The following is a 17,156-nucleotide window of genomic DNA, read 5'->3' as shown; positions in this document are numbered from 1 at the left end:
CCTGAGGTACTCTATCTTCCTGCAAATCAACCAGCTTGGGTATCTGGTATTTTGGTTTTTCTCTACTCATATTTCCCTTTGAAAGATCTTAGAACCCCTTTTAGTTGCCAGCACCGTGTCTTCGTCTCAAGCGATTACGATTGTTGCTCGTTTCGGTAGACTCTGAAGTAACTCGTCATCCAGGCCTGATGAAGATGTCCATATGTCGGATTCCGAATCGGGTTGATAGAATCCTTCATAAGAAGTATCGAAGGCCAACAGAGTCTTAGCTACTATCACATCGTCATAAAACCCTGTTTCAGCGTTACTCGAAATCTGACTCTCATCGAGAGCCATCGTTGTATAGTCCGGTTCAAGGGTAGCGGAACCAAATGGTCCATGACGCCGTGGCACAAGCTTGAAGTCATCAACTGCTACGTCAAGGTACCAGTCCAGACCGCAGACTTCAAGCATAAGAACCAGTTGTGCACCACTACTGGCAATTTTCTGGACCAACGGATCTGATGCATTCAGCTTGACTGAATAATGTTGCATCGAGTCCACCACGGAACTGTCCACTCCATTCGTGGTGCCCCAGAGTGGTGTTGTCGACCCGCTACTTGCATCATACAGAGAGATTTTCACATACTGAGTCGAAGAGAATCTGGCCCCTTCCGCTACCCACGGCATGCAGTTCCAATAAGAGATGTTCCAATGAAGTTCGAGACCGACCAAATACTGGTCCCGTGGAATATCGATCGTCTGCATCAACGAGGCTTCCCGTAAGCCACCGCTCAAAAGGAGAGCTGTATGATCGCTTTCACTCCATTCCACCGTGACTCCAGGCACACCGGGAATGCTACTGTCCAACTGCAGTGAAAACTGCGCCTGATCGTTGTTATCTCTCGGATAGTAGTCGTGCAGTATATCCCCGAAATTAACGGTCACTCCTCCGGGTTCATTTTCGATAATAGCGAACGTACCGAACTCCGGCAGGATGAATCCGGGAGGTGTCGGAGAACTGTACGTTTCATCCAGAGTCCAGCCGCTATACGGTGACGAATTCTCGAAACTCCAGTTGTTTATCATCTCCACATGAATCGTTACCTCGGCGGGTGCCGATTGATGCCAGGGATTCGTGGTTCCACTGTTAAATCCGCGGTTATAAAAGATTTCGTTCTGATCGCCGCTCATACCAATAACGACATCAATATCCCCGTCGTTGTCGACGTCACCTACCGCGCAGCTCAGAGCGTTAGGGGTAGTGTTTCCTATGTTCGAACCTGTAAATCCTGTGCCGTTATATAAGTACAGCCTTATATTTTCATCGTAATTGGCCGTGACAACATCGAGGTCGCCGTCTCGATCGAAGTCGGCCAGGTCTATTCCCAGAGTCTGGTAGGTGCCGCCGATGTTGATTCCAGTCCAGTTAGTGTACCCGGAGCCATTGTTCCCGGTATTGTGATAGAAATAATTCCCATAGCCATTCGAGGTAGTTCCTCTGGACACGACAATATCCAGGCGACCGTCACCATCGACATCGCCGACTGCACAGTCGGACGCACGACCTCTGCCGTCATTGGGAAGAGCTTTTGCGTTTGCGCTTGTGAAGTTCCCGTACCCGTCGTTGAAGTAGACATAGTGGTTCTGGTTATTGCCTGACTTGCCTACGAAAATATCAACGTACCCGTCACCGTTGAAATCACCGGTTGCAACGGTGTAACTGGTACCCGCAGTGGCAGGAAGAGTTGAGGGTGTAGCTCCGAAGGTACCGTCGCCATTGTTCCAGAAGATTTCATTTGCGGTGTTGGTTCCAAACACACGGACGATATCGAGGTCACCATCACCATCGAAGTCGCCAAGAGCAATGTCGCCCCTGGTTTGAGCCACCGTTTTTGGAAGTTGAGTGACCCTGAATCCCTGCGCGGCATTATCCCAGAGATAAATCAAATCTGCTTGTGTCGTGGTTGTGGTTCCCGAGCGTCCGTTTCTGACCACTGCATCGAGAAAACCGTCTCCGTTAAGGTCACCGGTAGCAATACCCACAGAATCGGTAGCTGCCTGTCCGGACAGCAGTTCCATGCTTACACCGCCTGCAAAACTACCAGTGTTGTTGATATAATAATAGTTGTGCTGGCCCGAAGCATCGTTTGAGTTTGCCGTAAGGAGATCCAGGGTGCCGTTTGCATTGAAATCCACCAGAGCCAGGTCGTAGCTATTACGGCTGTCCAAACTTTGCCCTATCGCCGCACCTGTAGCAAATGTCCTCCATGTTCCTCCCGGAGTGGAAAGCGTGAAGAGAAACGTATCCGGTCCCCAGTAATTCGCGTCTGGCGTATAGGTAAACACTTGATAATAGTATTGACCAGCCGCATCGTACTGCGGTGATGTGGCAACGCCGTTTTCGTCCACCGCCTCAATGTCGCCGAACCTGGGATCATAACCTGAAAGAATCGTGAATCGCACCTGATTGGTGGGATGAGAATCAGGATCGTAACCGATCACTTTGAACGTGATGGATTCATTAGTAGCAACGGTTATAGCATCATCATTTGCTGTGGGTAGATTGTAGGGACTGGTCACCGTAAAAACGAATGTTTCATAAGGTGAATACAGCTCTCCATCGTAAGCTCTTACCTGAACCGCGACCGAACCGTTGTAGCCTGCAACACTCGTAAACGTCACCACCCCGGTTGAGGAGTTGATGCTGATACCTACTTGAAGCCCACCGGAGTACGTTATTCCACCGAGTTGATACATGAGAGTGTCGCCTTGGGGATCGCTGAAATATGAATGAACGTCATACGTGAAAGCGGGGGTGAAGTTCTCCGGCTTTGAAGGAGGATCGGGAATCGGCTCGGATGTCGGGGGCGCAATGTAGTGTCCTCCCGAATACGTAAGCTCCACATTGGAAAGCAGATAATATCCGCCTGTCTGCAGATCGTACCGGGGCTGACTGGCATGGTCGTTCCAGCTTGTAGCCTGAATACAGTACGTACCCGGAGTCAACAACACTCCGTAAGATCCGGCGTCAATAGGTAATGAATCGTTTCCATGCCAGTATGGAGCATTAGTGGTGCCGGGACCTACCCAATCGTCATTGTAGGTTATTCTGTTGGCGGTATTAGGAGTTGACCCGCTGTACAAGTCAATCCAGCAATCGACAAAGCCCGTATCACCGTGGTTCAAGGTCGGGTGCACCGTTTGCATGCCAATGGAGACAACCATCGTTGTGGTAATCGTGAAAGTCCACGTTTCAGCGTAAGAATACTGAGTCTGAACCGATCGCGGATCTAGCGAGTCAAGCGAGCTGAAATACTGATAACAGGTGGACAAGTCATCCAAAGGCGGATATCCCTGGAAAATGAGCACTGAATCGGATTGAGAAATCTCGTCGATCACAATCATGGTAACAGGCACAATCCCCGGATCTGACGAGTATTCCAAAGTCCATCCGTGGGTTCCACCCGTGTCGTCGGTGCTTGCGAAAACCACCGCATCCGTATAGGAGGCAATCTGAGAAAGAAGATCCCGGCTCTCCGTTCCATATGCAATAGAGCAACCGAAGAATTCGATTTGAGCGTCAGGAGTCAGATCTTCCGACAGGTCTGAAAAGGTAGAGGCAAATTTAAAAAGATTTTGGGAAGTTATCTGATCTACTCCGATCTTGATTACTCCATCATTACCGTGATCTACGAATGCAAGAGCGCCAATCTTCTGTCCGGTGATTGCCACAAGATTGTGAAGCATTGCAGTAAGGGTGTTCAGGTTATCTGTCTGCGAATCATACACCACAACCAAACTATCATCTGCCGCTGCAGAAACGATTTCTGTTTGATCCAAATTATTGGATACCAACAGCACATGGAGGTCCTGCTCGAATACATGAGAGAGTCCGATTTGCAGCCAATCCGAATTCGCGAGTAAATCTTCGCCGTCGATCGAGCAAGCTTCAGTGGATTGCGTGTCCGTGAGATTGTCCGAACTATCCTCCAGTTGCTGGTCAACAGCAGCATCGAGCACAATTCGATCTTCAAGTCTCTCCAGTATTATATCCGGCGCGCAGACCTTCATCATTCCGCGACTAAGCCTTCTCATAAAAGACCTCCCAGAATCAGGGAAAAATCAACCTAAATGTAGCCTCTCACGGCAATATGGCATCCATTACCATAGTGCAGTTTAACCAAATCTACCCCACTGACAATGAAGCAACTACTGTGCCATTGCAGTACAAGAGCCAAAAGCCCACCTGTTGCTGTTCTTGTTCAATGGGAATCGTCCAATCTTTGTACAGTCTGACAAAAAATGTCACATTTCTTGCTGTTTCCGCTATGTGGTTGCTTTTAAAAGGAAACAATGTGACCACAAACTTTACGCGTTATAGACATTTCGCGTCTTTTTGTCTCTTCAGCCCAACGTCCACATGATAGTCTACTGAAATTCTCTGACAAATTCCATTCGAATTATGGCGACATTGAAATATTTTTCGAAAAGCCCAGAATTTCAGTTCTTCCGTTGTGGGCTTTCGAGTTTACTTTTTTACGAGGAAATCGGGGTATGGAGACCGTGCGTTCCGGTGGTTCTGTCTTCTTATGTTCCCGGTACCGGAAGATCTTCGAGGATTCTTTCGATTGTCTCCCAGAATCTCCCGTACAAGTCCAGTCTCAGGATATAGGACGGGATGTTCGCCGACATACTGCATGCGTTTTCGAATAGCTGAGTTCGCCATGCCCTCAGTTGCTTACTTTCAAGATATTGCCCCCGCCATGTCCATACTTCGTCTGCCGACTCGTTAATCCTCGCTGCAGCATGTCCCCGGCCGAGAGAAACGATTTCCGGAGAAGTAGCTTTCTGAAGAAAGAAAAATGCCGACAAAGGAACGCTCCGAGAAATATCACAGCTTGCGCCTAATCCGGATCGCAGGAGGTTGCTCCAGGTGGGAAACGGGTGAGCACGGTACTGATTCCCCTCTCCTTTCATGACCAGAGTCTCGTCATCACAGAGGACCTTCCATCGATCTGGCAGGCGGGAGCACGACGTGGTTTTACCGGCATCGTTTGCTCCTGCAAGGACAACCCCTCGTCCGTCCAGAGCAATGAGGGCTCCATGAATGGGAAGTCCGCCGGATTGCGCAGCTTTCAGGTACACGGGATGCACGACTTCTCCCATCATGAGAACTTCAAGTTTTTCGGAAGCTGTGTTCAGAAGCTCGCACACAAGATCGTTTCCCCTGGGTGGAGACCAGAATCGACTCAGGCCGGGTCTCACTCTGTTCCAGTTTGCCATCTCCAGCGATTCGAGTGCAGTGGAATCGGGTGACCAGGGAAGGGATGTGGAGGGCGGTCCTGTTCCCCCTCCTCTGACGAAGGTAATTGTGGGCTGCTCCCGTCTGTGTCCGTGCTCTAGTGCGAGTGTCATTGCGAAACGCTGTAACCATGCTTCCGTGCTCTTGGTAGCGCGCAAATTCCAGGTGTTTCGTTCATCCAGCTTCAGGACATAGGAATTGCTGCAACAAGATATCGACATGTGACGATCGGCTAACCTTTCATTATGAAAACTCAGTCATTTGCAGGACAATGCGATACATGATTCTGGAATCGGATTTTATTTTATTGCATATATTCCATATACAATAAATACTCTGTTCGTCACGAACAAATTGTAGGGAACATGTTTCAGGAAAGGTCTATCAAAAATTCTGATGTTTATTCCGCTCTCGAATACACAACAAATCGTGCTACGATTCTCCATCCGAGTAGGGGTAGACCAATGCGTCTACCATCATCTGGGCGGACACGCAGGTCCGCCCCTACAATAAGGCCGGAAGTTGATGAGAAAATCGTGCCACCATCTGGAATGAATTTCGACTTTTGTGACAGTCTCTCTCTGCCGGTCCATTCTATCGATATCATTGATTATATTCAAAATGTGCCGGCACGGAGGCCGGCACCCACCAATATTCTTGTCCCCAATCGGACATTTAATTGTGGCAATTTCTCTGTATCGGATTGCATGAACATTCTGGACTCTTCTGGTGAAAACTCGTAAAAGACTTATGCGATGCATTCGTGCCGGGGGCAAAGTATGGGATTTACTCAAGAGGCTTTGGACAGGTTTGTAGAGCGACAGATATTCTTCCCCGATCCTTTCCTCATATGTACTCCCAGAGATCAGGGGCTCGATTTTAAGGACATCCGGTTCGAGACAAGCGATGGCGTGACGCTCCACGGATGGTTGGTTCCCGCTGAACCGAGCATAGGGATTATGCTGTTCTGCCATGGAAATGCAGGCAATATCTCACACCGGGTGGACAATATTCGCAGGTTGCACGACATAGGTCTCAGCGTATTCATTTTCGATTATCGCGGATACGGATTGAGCAAAGGTCGCATTACCGAACGGGGATTTTATCTCGATGCGGAAGCTGCTTACGACGAAGTGCTCAAGCATACTCAAGGGGGAAAGCTTAAGCTGGTGGTTTTCGGAAGATCGCTCGGCGGAATAGCTGCAGTATATCTGGCTTCTCAGCGGCCGTGCTCGGGTGTAGTACTTGAATCGACTTTTACCAATCTTGCAGCCATGGCACGATATCATTTTCCCTTGCCTGTTCCGGAAAGTCTGGTGAGAAACAGGCTGAATTCCATCGATCGCATTGGAAAAGTCAGATCCAAAATTCTGTTCTTTCACGGTGACCGCGACGATATTGTTCCTATTGAATTAGGGCGCGACCTCTTCAATGCAGCACAAGCCCCGAAGGAATTCGTTACGATTCCGGGAGCCGGGCACAATGACACGTATTTTGTGGCAGGAGAAGAATACTTCCGGAAATTCCGGGACTTTGTTCAATCTCTTCCACCCGGAGAACGAAATTCAGACCGTCATACTGATTTGCATTCAAAGAGATAAAATCTGGGAAACCCTTCTTGTAAGAAGTGTTTCCCAGACCCTTCCCAAGAACTTTTAATATTCGCCCAAGCCCACGGTTTTTCTATCGAAAAACTATGGGCTTGGGCGAGTGCTAAAAGTTTTTTGGAGGGTTCGGGATCCTTTTTTACAAAAAAGGTTCCCGATATTACTGCTTTGAAAGCACATTGGTGTTAGATCAGCCCGTGTTTCCGCCCCACGAGAGTGAACGCCTTGACGGCTCTGTCCAATTCCTCTCGTGTGTGAGCTGCTGAAATCTGCACCCGGATTCTGGCTTTGTCTTTCGGAACAACGGGATAGCTGAAGCCTACCACGTAGATTCCTTCGTCCAGGAGTTCCCGTGCCATATCCTGAGCAAGTCTTGCATCTCCGAGCATTATCGGGATGATAGGATGGCTGCCTTTCCTTATGTCGAAGCCTGCAGTTTCGATCTGCTGCCGAAAGTATTCAGTGTTCTCCTTGAGCCTTCGGCGAAGGTCGTCTGAGCCGTCGATCATGTTCAGCGCCGTAAGGGTCGCATAGACAATGGGTGGAGCCAGAGTATTGGAAAAGAGGTACGGTCTGGAACGTTGTCTGAGAAATTTCACAATAGATCCGCGGCCGCTGGTAAAGCCGCCGGATGCACCTCCAAGCGCCTTTCCCAACGTTGAGGTAATGATGTCCACTCTATCGGTGACTCCAAAATGCTCAGGCGTTCCCTTCCCTTTTGACCCCACAAAACCCGTAGCATGCGAGTCGTCAACCATGACCACAGCATTGTATCGTTCTGCAAGATCGCAAATCTTGTCCAGATGTGCCAAATCTCCATCCATGCTGAAAACGCCGTCTGTGGCAATCATTCTCACTCGGAATTCTGCAGAATCTTTCAACTGGACTTCCAAATCGTCCATGTCAGCGTGCCGATACACTTTCCGTGCGGCTTTACTCAATCTTACACCATCGATAATGCTGGCATGATTCAAAGCATCCGAGATGACAACGTCGTCTTTTCCCAGCAGTGTTTCGAAGAGACCTCCGTTTGCATCAAAGCAAGACGAGTAGAGAATTGTGTCATCCGTACCGAGAAATTCGGAAATGCGTTTTTCCAGCTCTTTGTGTATGTCTTGGGTGCCGCAGATGAACCTGACTGAAGACATGCCGTACCCGCGTTCGTCCAATCCTCTATGAGCTGCTTTGATGATCTCCGGATGAGACGAGAGCCCGAGGTAATTATTCGCGCACAGGTTGATGACTTCCCTCTCAGGGATTTGAATATGCGCACCCTGACGGCTCTGGATAACGCGTTCTTCTTTGTAAAGACCCGCAGAACGGATTTCCTGGAGTTCGGTTTCAAGAATACTTGCAAGCATGGTATGCATGACGAATCTCCTCAAACTGGAAGACTGTACCCGGGAGCGGCATTAGTCCTAATGGTACACCCTTCCGCGTTGAAACAACAGTTTTCCGAATGGACCACATGGAAACAGAAGGGCGAGTGATTATTTTTTTCACATGCGTTGCCGCATGATGTTGTGTACGTATGTCCCAGTCTTGACTACGGAGATAGTGCGCAACCATTTCGCAGTAGTTAGAATATGCCCGTGCACTGCGAAAAAAGTGAGCGCGTTTTACCCGTTTCTTCCAGTTACACCTGCATGAGAGTCAATGATAGCAGCCCCTTATGATAGTGGTACGGGTCTTGCTACTTCCTTTAATACAATCCTAAACCATACCCTCTTAGCAATCCTCCTGAAGGATTGCTTTTTTTTTGCATGGAAACATTCTATAGAAAACAGACTTCGCTTTCGGAGTGGCAAAGGCCATCAGCGAAGCCGTAATACCAGTTCGCAGTTGTGCCCATAAAATAGCGAAGGCTGGAGTGTCCTGAGCGGAGTGATGAGACGGCTTTGCGTCGTCCGGAGCGAAGGATACCTCCAGCCTCCCGGATTATGAAAAGAAAAGCGAATCGGCATAAAATGCCCCTAGTTGCAGAGAAGGAATCGCCATGAGTGACGAAACAGAGCGGAAACCTCTTTACGGTAGAGTCCGTGATCGATCTGGCAAAGAGTACATTTGTCCACTGGATACACTGAGAGATCCGGCAGAAGTCACTGAAGAAGAATTGAAACAGTGCCTGGATTCTGTGGAAGGCGGGTTCAGCGATTCGGAAGTACGCGCCATAATTAAGAGCGATCTTGCCAAAGAATAGCCGGTCTGCTCAGGGAACCGATTGAGCAGGAAACTTCTTGACAATCGCCCACAGCGCAATGGGTATCATCTCAAAGAATACCCTGGCTTCATTGACGACGCCAAATAAGAGAATTCCCCCCAGGAAAAGCACTCCTATAGTCTTCCACATCCAGTCATCCGGATCTCGCGGCAGGAGCAGAAGGAAGATAACAAATGTCCCTGCATTCACAAATATGGGGTGGTTCAGGTAAACACCTGAAAGTGCCCTAATGTTGTAAGACAGCCCCCTGGATGTCTCGGCCACGTCGTTAAGAAGCCCGAAATTATAAAAAGTCATGGTAAAAAGCGGTGATGGATTGCCGGTAATCAGATCTATTGCCAGTTTCACGGATATGCAGCCCACGAATCCGGCGAAAAAGTATGCCAGCTTGCGGGGAACCGTCATCCCGGGCCAAAAGAGAAACAGTATACTTCCCAGTGCAACGGTTTCTTTGAAACCCGTGCCTACCCAGAGCACCGCCAGTAATGCAGTGATGCTCCGCTTGTACGCACAGTACATGAGAACATAGAAAAGCAAAGCAGGCATATCCCACGGATAAATGTGCGATTCGGAAAGTGGCGAAAATGCATAGTACAGAGATGCAAAGGTACCGAAAATCAGAAACACTGCGTTCCTGTGGTCGAAAATTATGTACGCCGCGCAGCATATCAGGAAAAAGCCGGCATTCCAGAGACCGACAGAGTATTCGAACAGTTTTCGGTCATTTCCTCGCGGCATCAACAATCCGGCAAGGTAATTCGAAAAAAGCCGTGGTCGCCATTCCTGCCTGAGCTTCTTGTATTCCTGGAAGGGACCGGCGAAGGATTTGAACGCAGCAATATTGTCTTCATGACCGGTCGCATACGATGCTGACGTGAAGAAATACGTCACTGCCAGGCTAAGAGAGATAAAAACGGCTATACTGACAAGGAAGAGCTTGGTGACCGTTACCGTAGCGGACCGTTTTGATGTACGAGTCGATGGAATGTTACTGCTGCGGCTTGGCGCAGGCGCCTTTTGCATGGAGATCATATCCTCAATTCAAATGAGAGTCGGTTCCAGAGTCGATTATTCCACGAGGACAGGCATTCCGCGTGTTCGCGCCTGCAGTGGCTACGCTCGCAACGCAAGATCACATATCTCGCTTGATAACGCCAATGATTTCTGCTCATGGACCAGGCCATAAGCATGTTCGGATGTGATTAGTCTCCTGCAGAGGGGCTAGTATGATGCTCGAAACTACTCAGAAGAAACTTAATTGCCTCTGTCAAAACTCGCATAGTCATAAACACGATGATCGAAAGCACGACCGCCGGAATTCCAAGCGCAACCAAGCCTATCAAGACACTCACGCCAAAAGATGGCGAAGGCACAAACAAATAGGCGAGGATTCCGATGACTGCTATGACGTAGGTGACAATTGCTGCAATTCCCAGAGTTCGGCAGTAACCTGCCATGCGCAGCAGGTCTGTTGCGGGAGCAGATTCATTCCGAAAATCGGGATGTCTGGCCGGAGATTTTGTGACAGACGGTTTCTTCCTGGTCTCGTCGCGTTCAGTCTCAACAGCAGTAGTAGTAGCAGTGGTAGATCCGGAACCTGCCTTGCCGGGAAGACTGAATTGGCATCTGGGACAGGTTACAAATTCCTTTCCTTGAATGTTTCCGCACGCAGGGCAGATGAACAGACCGATATCCACGGTCTGTTCGCTCACCGGATTCCTATCGTTTAGTTCTTGCTGGGTAATTAAACCAGCGCGGAGAAGTTTTTGAAAGACACTCTGAAGACCCTGTGCAGACAAGCTGTATTTTTGCATAAGACTTGAGTCGTTCTTGCCGACGCGTATGTCTGCAAGCACTTCTCTGGCGGTTATTTTTCGCTTTTCCATGTACGCTCCGTAAGCTTCATTCAGACCGATCATATCATTTTTGAAAAAACAGTGCTTAAAAACAGTGTTTCAAGAAGGACGGAGGATCGGATCGAGCGCAATTGGAGGAAGTTCACTAACGGATCGCGTAAATACAGCAGTCATCGCTTCCAAAATATATGACTGAATCCGCTATACAAGGAGAAGAGTAAACGGGGCTCCCGGTCTTGAATTTCCAGAGTTCACGGCCCGTTTTCATTTCCAACGCATAAAGATGCTTGTCGCCGCTTCCGAAATAAATCATCTCATTTGCTACTGTAGGAGAGGAATAAACCGCACTTCCAGTCTCGAAGCTCCATTTATCCAAACCCGTTCGCACATCTACCGCGTAGACGTGTTTGTCTGCGCTGCCGAAGTACACCACGCCTCCGACAATGGCCGGGCAGGACGTAATCTTGTCTCCAGTACGGAAACTCCAACGTTCTTTGCCGGATCGAATGTCCACAGCGTACATGTGCCGGTCGCCACTCCCGACATACACGATATTGTCCGCGATAGCCGCTGCATTGGTCACCGGGCCGCCGGTCTTGAATCTCCAGACTTCTCTTCCTGTTGAAGTCTCCAGAGCATATAAGTGACCGTCTATGCTGCCGCAAAAGACGACGCCGCTGCTTACCGAGGGAGCCGAGTAGACAGGACCTCCTGTCCGAACTTTCCATTTTTCGGCACGAGTGTTCAAATCGAGAGCAAAAATATACCCGTTGAGACTTCCGAAAAACACCGTCCCTTCGGTTGTGGCAGGTGAGGAGTAGATGGGGCCGGCGGTAGAGAATTGAAATACGGCTTTTCCGTCCAGCGCGTTCACTCCGTACAGGGTTCCGTTCAGAGTCCCGAAATACACGACCGAATCCAACAGAGAACAGGATGAATAGATGGAGCTTCCCGCGTTGAATTGCCATATCGGCCGCCCCGAATCTTCATCCAAGAGATAGAGATTGCCGTCCAGGCTGCCCACGAAAACACCTGCAGACGAAACAGCCGGAGACGCCGAGACCCATCCACCTGTTTTATATCTCCATTTCAGTTCCGTTAACTCACGTACAGCTTTTGAATCGAAGCACCCCGTCCGCTGAGAATTCGCCCGAAACGTGATCTCCTGTCTCGCGTCGATCACCGTGTTCACTGCAGCTGCAGAAGGTGACTCCCTGAGTGATTCCGAGACCCTGGCCTGTCGTTCCATATATTTGCCCACAATGATTCCGCACTGGGGGCACTCTTCGAATTCCGAAAACTGGGGCATTCCGCATGCCGGACACCGAAAAAGCGCAATATCCACGGTCTTTTGACTCAGCGGCATGCGTTCGTCGAGTTCACTCTGCTTGATAAGTCCAACATCCAGGAGTTTCTTGAATAGACTCTGGAGACCTCTGGCGGATAATTTATACTTATCCATCAGCACGGAATCACCCATTCCGCTTCGTATGTCGATGAGGACTTGTCTGGCGTCAATTTTGGGTTTAATCACTGTGACACCACATTTTGCCGTGCATAGTGTTCTGTGGAGCGAGTTTTATTATAATTTCAATAACATAAGTGTAAACTATTGTCAACAGCTTCTCTTGGGCTCTTCCGCAATTTTTCTGTTGATATTAATTTTAGCTTGGATATTTTGGAGTGCCTGCATGGATGGGCAAGAACGGAAGCAGAGGAACAATGAAGGGTATCACGTCCGAGAAAAAACCTTATGAAGGTGAAACACCGCTGCATGAGGAGGTTGAAAAACGATATCTGGCATATGCGCTCTCAACGATTGTATCGAGGGCCTTGCCGGATGTGCGCGATGGTCTGAAGCCTGTACACAGGCGGATTCTGTATGCGATGCACAGTATGAGGCTTTCCGATACCGCCAAAATGAGAAAGTCGGCAGCGGTCGTCGGGGAAGTGATCGGAAAATATCATCCTCATGGAGATCAGGCTGCATATGATGCCATGGTGAGGATGGCTCAGGACTTCAGTCTCCGGTATCCGCTTATCGACGGCTCGGGTAATTTTGGATCTCTTGACGGCGATTCTCCCGCAGCCATGCGTTATACGGAAACCCGGCTCAGCCAGTTCGCGAGCCTTCTTCTCAAAGAGATCGACCAGGGCACCACAGATTTCAGGGCCACGTACGATGCTATGGGCGAAGAGCCGGACATATTTCCGGCCATGATTCCCAACCTGCTGCTCAACGGCGCTTCCGGAATAGCCGTTGGGATGAGCTGTTCCTTTCCGCCCCACAATCTGCTTGAAATTGTTGCAGCATGCAGAGCCGCAATAAAGAAACGTGACATCGATTCCTCCGAGTTGCTGCAGTACGTGAAGGGGCCGGATTTTCCTACCGGCGGAGAGATCCTGGACGAAGTCGGCGAACTGGCCGAAGTCTACCGGACCGGCCACGGCTCGGTACGGGTCAGGGGTTCGTTTCACACCGAAAAGTTGACGAGAGGGCGTGAAGATATCATAATAGATTCAATCCCTTATTCGGTGAACAAAGCGCGCCTAATCGAACGCATCGCACAGCTTATACGAGACAAAAAGCTCAGGCTGGTACAGGATGTTCGTGACGAAAGCACTGCAGATGTCCGAATAGTCCTCGAATTACGCGGGGCAGACGTTTCCGTAGAATCCGTAATGGCCTTTTTGTACAAACACACTGATCTGCAGATCAATTTTCCCATAAATTTTATTGCCATTACCCCGCAGGGAGTGCCTGACAGGCTGGGACTTGCTTCAATCATCAGGTATTTTCTCGATTTCCGTTACGAAAAGACCGTCCGCAGACTGAATCATCGACTTGAAACTCTCCTGAAACGCATTCATATTCTTGAGGGCTTCGATATTCTTTTTCAGGATCTGGACAAGGCTCTGGCAATTATTCGCGCAGCACGGAGCAGGCACGAGGCGGAACAAGGTCTGAAAGAAGCGTTCCACCTTGATGACGAACAAATAGAAGCGATCCTGGAAATGAGGCTGTACAGACTGGTCGGTATGGAAATCGGCAAATTGCTCGACGAATTGTCCGCGAAACGGAAAGAGGCATCAGACATACGCAAGGATCTGGCCAGCCCTGAACGGTTATGGAAGATAATAGATCGTGAACTCGCGGATATAGAATCCCATTTCGGGGATACCAGACGCACGCGTATCGTGCAGACTCACCAGGCGGCTGCTACGGATTACAATCCCGAAGAATTCGTGGATCACGAAGACACTACGGTAATACTGTCCAAATTGGGTTGGATACGTCGCATGAAGAGCGAGGTGGAAGACGAATCCACTCTAAAGTTTCGGGAAGCGGACAATTTGTTCGGTCTGGCCCGGGTGAACACTGCCGAAACCATAGCAATCTTCACCAATTTCGGGAAAGTCTATGTCATAAGAGCACTGGACGTGCCTGCTACCACCGGTTTCGGTGAGCCCCTTGGAAGCATTCTCACTCTAGGAGACGGCGAGTATGTAGTCGGTATGATAGCTCCTGGATTATCTGGTGCTGCGGCACAATCTTCGGTGCCAGAGGAGCCCTCGCCTTCTGTGAGTGGTTATAATTATGGAGATCTATCCCAGGTATCACTGTTTCAGGCCGATGAAGGGGAGCTTGAGTTCCATGAGAAGGCGCCTCCCCTAGTGGGCCGGGCGATTCTCGTGACCAAAACCGGACAGGGCTTCCGATTCGACTATAATCAGGTCCAGGAGCCTACCAAGAGAATGGGCCGGCGCCTGGTGGTGCTCAAGAAGGATGATGAAGTTTTGACGGTGAAACCGGAATCGGGAAATCTTGCGGTAATAGCTGCCGATTCAGGGAGGCTTCTCATGTTTCCCCTGGATCAGATACCTGTTCTTTCCGGACCGGGGCTGGGGGTGCGCCTCATGAAACTTTCCCCTGAATCCCGGGTCATAGCGTTGGAAACAGTGCGTTCTGAGGATTCTGTCAGGATTACGAGAAAACGCGGCAAAGAAAAAATAATCGATGTACAGGAAATCGCCTTGGGTCAGCGAGCAAGTGTCGGGAAAGCGAACTTCCCCGGAATGATCGGTATGGAGCGATACGTGCGGGAGCAATCCGAATGAGTAATGGTTACACGGTAGATGATATTCAGGTTTTGAAAGGTTTAGAAGCGGTTCGTAAGCGTCCGGGAATGTACATCGGCGATACGGGGATCGACGGTCTGCATCAGCTCGTATGGGAAATCCTTGACAACAGCGTGGACGAAGCACTCAACGGACACTGTGATTTTATCGAGGTAATTCTCTATCCCGACGGACGCATTTCTCTGGAGGATTGGGGACGCGGCATTCCTGTGGAAGTCCACCCTACCACAGGAAAAAACACCGTAGAAACCATATTTTGTAATTTGCATGCTGGCGGAAAATTCGATGATGACGTGTACAAAGTCGCCGGTGGTCTTCACGGTGTCGGTGCTGCAGTGGTAAATGCTCTCTCTGAAAAACTCGAAGTAGAAGTGCGACGTGACGGGATCAGGTACGAGCAGGAATTCTCGAAAGGCGTCCCTCTCACTGGACTGAAGAAGTTGGGCAAAGCTGAAGGGACCGGTACAAGGGTAATATTCATTCCCGATCCTGAAATCTTCTCCAGCACGGTGTTTTCAAAGAATACCATTCGGGAACGTCTCGAAACCAAAGCTTTTCTCATTGCCGGTTTGACCGTAAAGCTCCGGGACATTGCGGAAGATAATACAGAAACGTTTGTGTATCCTGAGGGTATCAGCGACTTTCTCAAAAAACTGCTTTCGGACAGGGCTCCTATAGATGCTCAACCTTTCTCATACAGGCATGACAATGGCCTAAGATTCGAGATGGTCCTGGCATGGACGCTGGATACAGCGGGGAAGATTTTGTCCTATGTAAATTCAATTCCAACACCTGCAGGCGGTACACACGAAACCGGCTTTCGCAACGGCCTCACCCGCGCACTCCGAACGTACATTGAGAAGAAGAACGGCCTCCCTAAGGGCATAAAGAATGTGACAGCCGAAGATGTTCGGGAAGGACTGCTTGCCATCGTTTCCGTGTATCTGAACGACATTGAATTTCAGGGTCAGACAAAAGACAGGCTCAACAGTGCTTCGGCTTCCCAAATCGAACCATTGGTGAAAACCGCGTTTGAGACGTGGTTGCATCAAAACCCCACACAGGCGGCCGCGATAGTGAACCGGGTCGTTCTCGCCGCGCAGGCTCGGACTGCATCACGCGCTGCTCGCGATGAGGTTACTCGGAAGGCAGCGACTCGTAGGCTCATGCTGCCGGGCAAACTGGCGGATTGCTCGTCGACTTCCCGGGATCATACAGAGCTGTTCATTGTGGAAGGAGATAGCGCAGGCGGTTCTTCCAAACAAGCTCGTGACAGGCGTTTTCAGGCGATTCTCCCCATACGCGGCAAGATTCTGAATGTGGAGCAGGCCTCTGCTGAGAAGATGAAGGCCAATAAGGAAATCCAGAGCCTTGTCCAAAGCATCGGGACAGGAATGGGCCCGACTTTCGAGTATTCGCGTCTCAGATACGGCAAGATTATAATCAACACTGATGCGGACGTGGACGGTCACCATATCGCGACACTGCTCCTGACGTTCTTCTACCGCTTTCTCCCCGTCCTGGTGGAAAAAGGTCATGTCTATCTCGCAATGCCGCCGCTCTACAGGATACGAATGGGCTCAGGCAAAAAAACCCTGATCAAATATGTCTTTTCTGATGACGAGAAGAACAAGCTTCTCAAATCGAAGAACGGGAAAGAAGTGGAGATTCAGCGTTTCAAAGGACTGGGCGAAATGGATGCACAAACGCTGAAGAACACCACTATGGACCCGCAAACCCGTACACTCCTGAAAATCGGCATATCCGATCGTCAAAAGACCCACGATATTTTTGACACCTTGATGGGCAAAGATGTGAGGAAGCGATTCGTCTTCATCAAAGAACATGCACGGGAAGTCCAGGATCTCGACATCTAATACCAAGACTGGTACCATAGCAAGTGTATAAAACAGTGTCCAATTGCAGAAAGCACTTCTCGGCAATTGGTAGGTGCCGTGCCTCCGTGCCGGCACATTTTTCAAATACAAATCAACCGGTTCGGGCCGGCAGAGACGCCGGCCTCTACCTTTCATTTAAAGGACAATGTG

10 protein-coding genes are annotated in these 17,156 nt (G+C 49.6%); 4 read left to right on the top strand and 6 right to left on the bottom strand.

Going from position 1 to position 17,156, the window contains the following annotated elements; all coding sequences use genetic code 11:
* Window positions 1-126: 126 nt before the first annotated feature.
* Both DESTI_RS26320 and scmC read right to left on the bottom strand, forming a co-directional pair.
* Complete coding sequence (locus tag DESTI_RS26320) at window positions 127-4,077, bottom strand: FG-GAP-like repeat-containing protein (protein ID WP_014812996.1); 3,951 nt, start codon at window positions 4,075-4,077, stop codon at window positions 127-129.
* Window positions 4,078-4,569: 492 nt separating this feature from the next.
* Window positions 4,570-5,505 carry a SynChlorMet cassette protein ScmC gene (gene scmC, locus DESTI_RS26315; RefSeq protein ID WP_014812995.1) on the bottom strand — a complete coding sequence of 312 codons (936 nt, stop codon included), beginning with the start codon at window positions 5,503-5,505 and terminating at the stop codon, window positions 4,570-4,572.
* Between the two features lie 558 nt (window positions 5,506-6,063).
* Between scmC and DESTI_RS26310 the strand changes: the two genes are divergently transcribed.
* Window positions 6,064-6,885 carry an alpha/beta hydrolase gene (locus DESTI_RS26310; protein WP_014812993.1) on the top strand — a complete coding sequence of 274 codons (822 nt, stop codon included), beginning with the start codon at window positions 6,064-6,066 and terminating at the stop codon, window positions 6,883-6,885.
* A 191-nt stretch (window positions 6,886-7,076) separates the two neighbouring features.
* Here the strand turns inward: DESTI_RS26310 and kbl are convergent, their stop codons facing one another.
* Complete coding sequence (gene kbl / locus DESTI_RS26305) at window positions 7,077-8,261, bottom strand: glycine C-acetyltransferase (RefSeq protein ID WP_014812992.1); 1,185 nt, start codon at window positions 8,259-8,261, stop codon at window positions 7,077-7,079.
* A 626-nt stretch (window positions 8,262-8,887) separates the two neighbouring features.
* Here kbl and DESTI_RS26300 point away from each other — a divergent pair.
* Entirely contained in the window at window positions 8,888-9,091 is a 204-nt protein-coding gene (locus tag DESTI_RS26300; RefSeq protein ID WP_014812991.1) for a hypothetical protein, read from the top strand.
* Between the two features lie 9 nt (window positions 9,092-9,100).
* Here the strand turns inward: DESTI_RS26300 and DESTI_RS26295 are convergent, their stop codons facing one another.
* The 3 genes from DESTI_RS26295 to DESTI_RS26285 all read right to left on the bottom strand — a co-directional run bounded on the left by DESTI_RS26295 (window position 9,101) and on the right by DESTI_RS26285 (window position 12,502).
* Window positions 9,101-10,135 carry a hypothetical protein gene (locus tag DESTI_RS26295; protein ID WP_014812990.1) on the bottom strand — a complete coding sequence of 345 codons (1,035 nt, stop codon included), beginning with the start codon at window positions 10,133-10,135 and terminating at the stop codon, window positions 9,101-9,103.
* Between the two features lie 179 nt (window positions 10,136-10,314).
* Window positions 10,315-10,998: an ATP synthase subunit I gene (locus tag DESTI_RS31330; RefSeq protein ID WP_014812989.1), complete on the bottom strand. Its 684-nt coding sequence runs from the start codon at window positions 10,996-10,998 to the stop codon at window positions 10,315-10,317.
* 115 nt (window positions 10,999-11,113) lie between these two features.
* A complete protein-coding gene (locus tag DESTI_RS26285) occupies window positions 11,114-12,502 on the bottom strand; it encodes a beta-alanine-activating enzyme beta-propeller domain-containing protein (protein WP_014812988.1) in 1,389 nt (462 codons plus the stop codon).
* A 161-nt stretch (window positions 12,503-12,663) separates the two neighbouring features.
* Here DESTI_RS26285 and DESTI_RS26280 point away from each other — a divergent pair, with 161 nt between their 5' ends.
* Both DESTI_RS26280 and DESTI_RS26275 read left to right on the top strand, forming a co-directional pair.
* Window positions 12,664-15,087 (top strand): DNA topoisomerase IV subunit A, encoded by a 2,424-nt coding sequence (locus DESTI_RS26280; protein ID WP_014812987.1) that lies wholly within the window; start codon window positions 12,664-12,666, stop codon window positions 15,085-15,087.
* Entirely contained in the window at window positions 15,084-16,985 is a 1,902-nt protein-coding gene (locus DESTI_RS26275) for a DNA gyrase/topoisomerase IV subunit B (RefSeq protein ID WP_014812986.1), read from the top strand. The genes DESTI_RS26280 and DESTI_RS26275 overlap by 4 nt, the downstream gene beginning before the upstream one ends.
* Window positions 16,986-17,156: the final 171 nt, after the last annotated feature.

The sequence above is a fragment of the Desulfomonile tiedjei DSM 6799 genome (assembly GCF_000266945.1).
Classification (GTDB): domain Bacteria; phylum Desulfobacterota; class Desulfomonilia; order Desulfomonilales; family Desulfomonilaceae; genus Desulfomonile; species Desulfomonile tiedjei.
The sequence above is the reverse complement of the archived record's forward strand: the minus strand, read 5'-3'. Positions and strand labels throughout refer to the sequence as shown.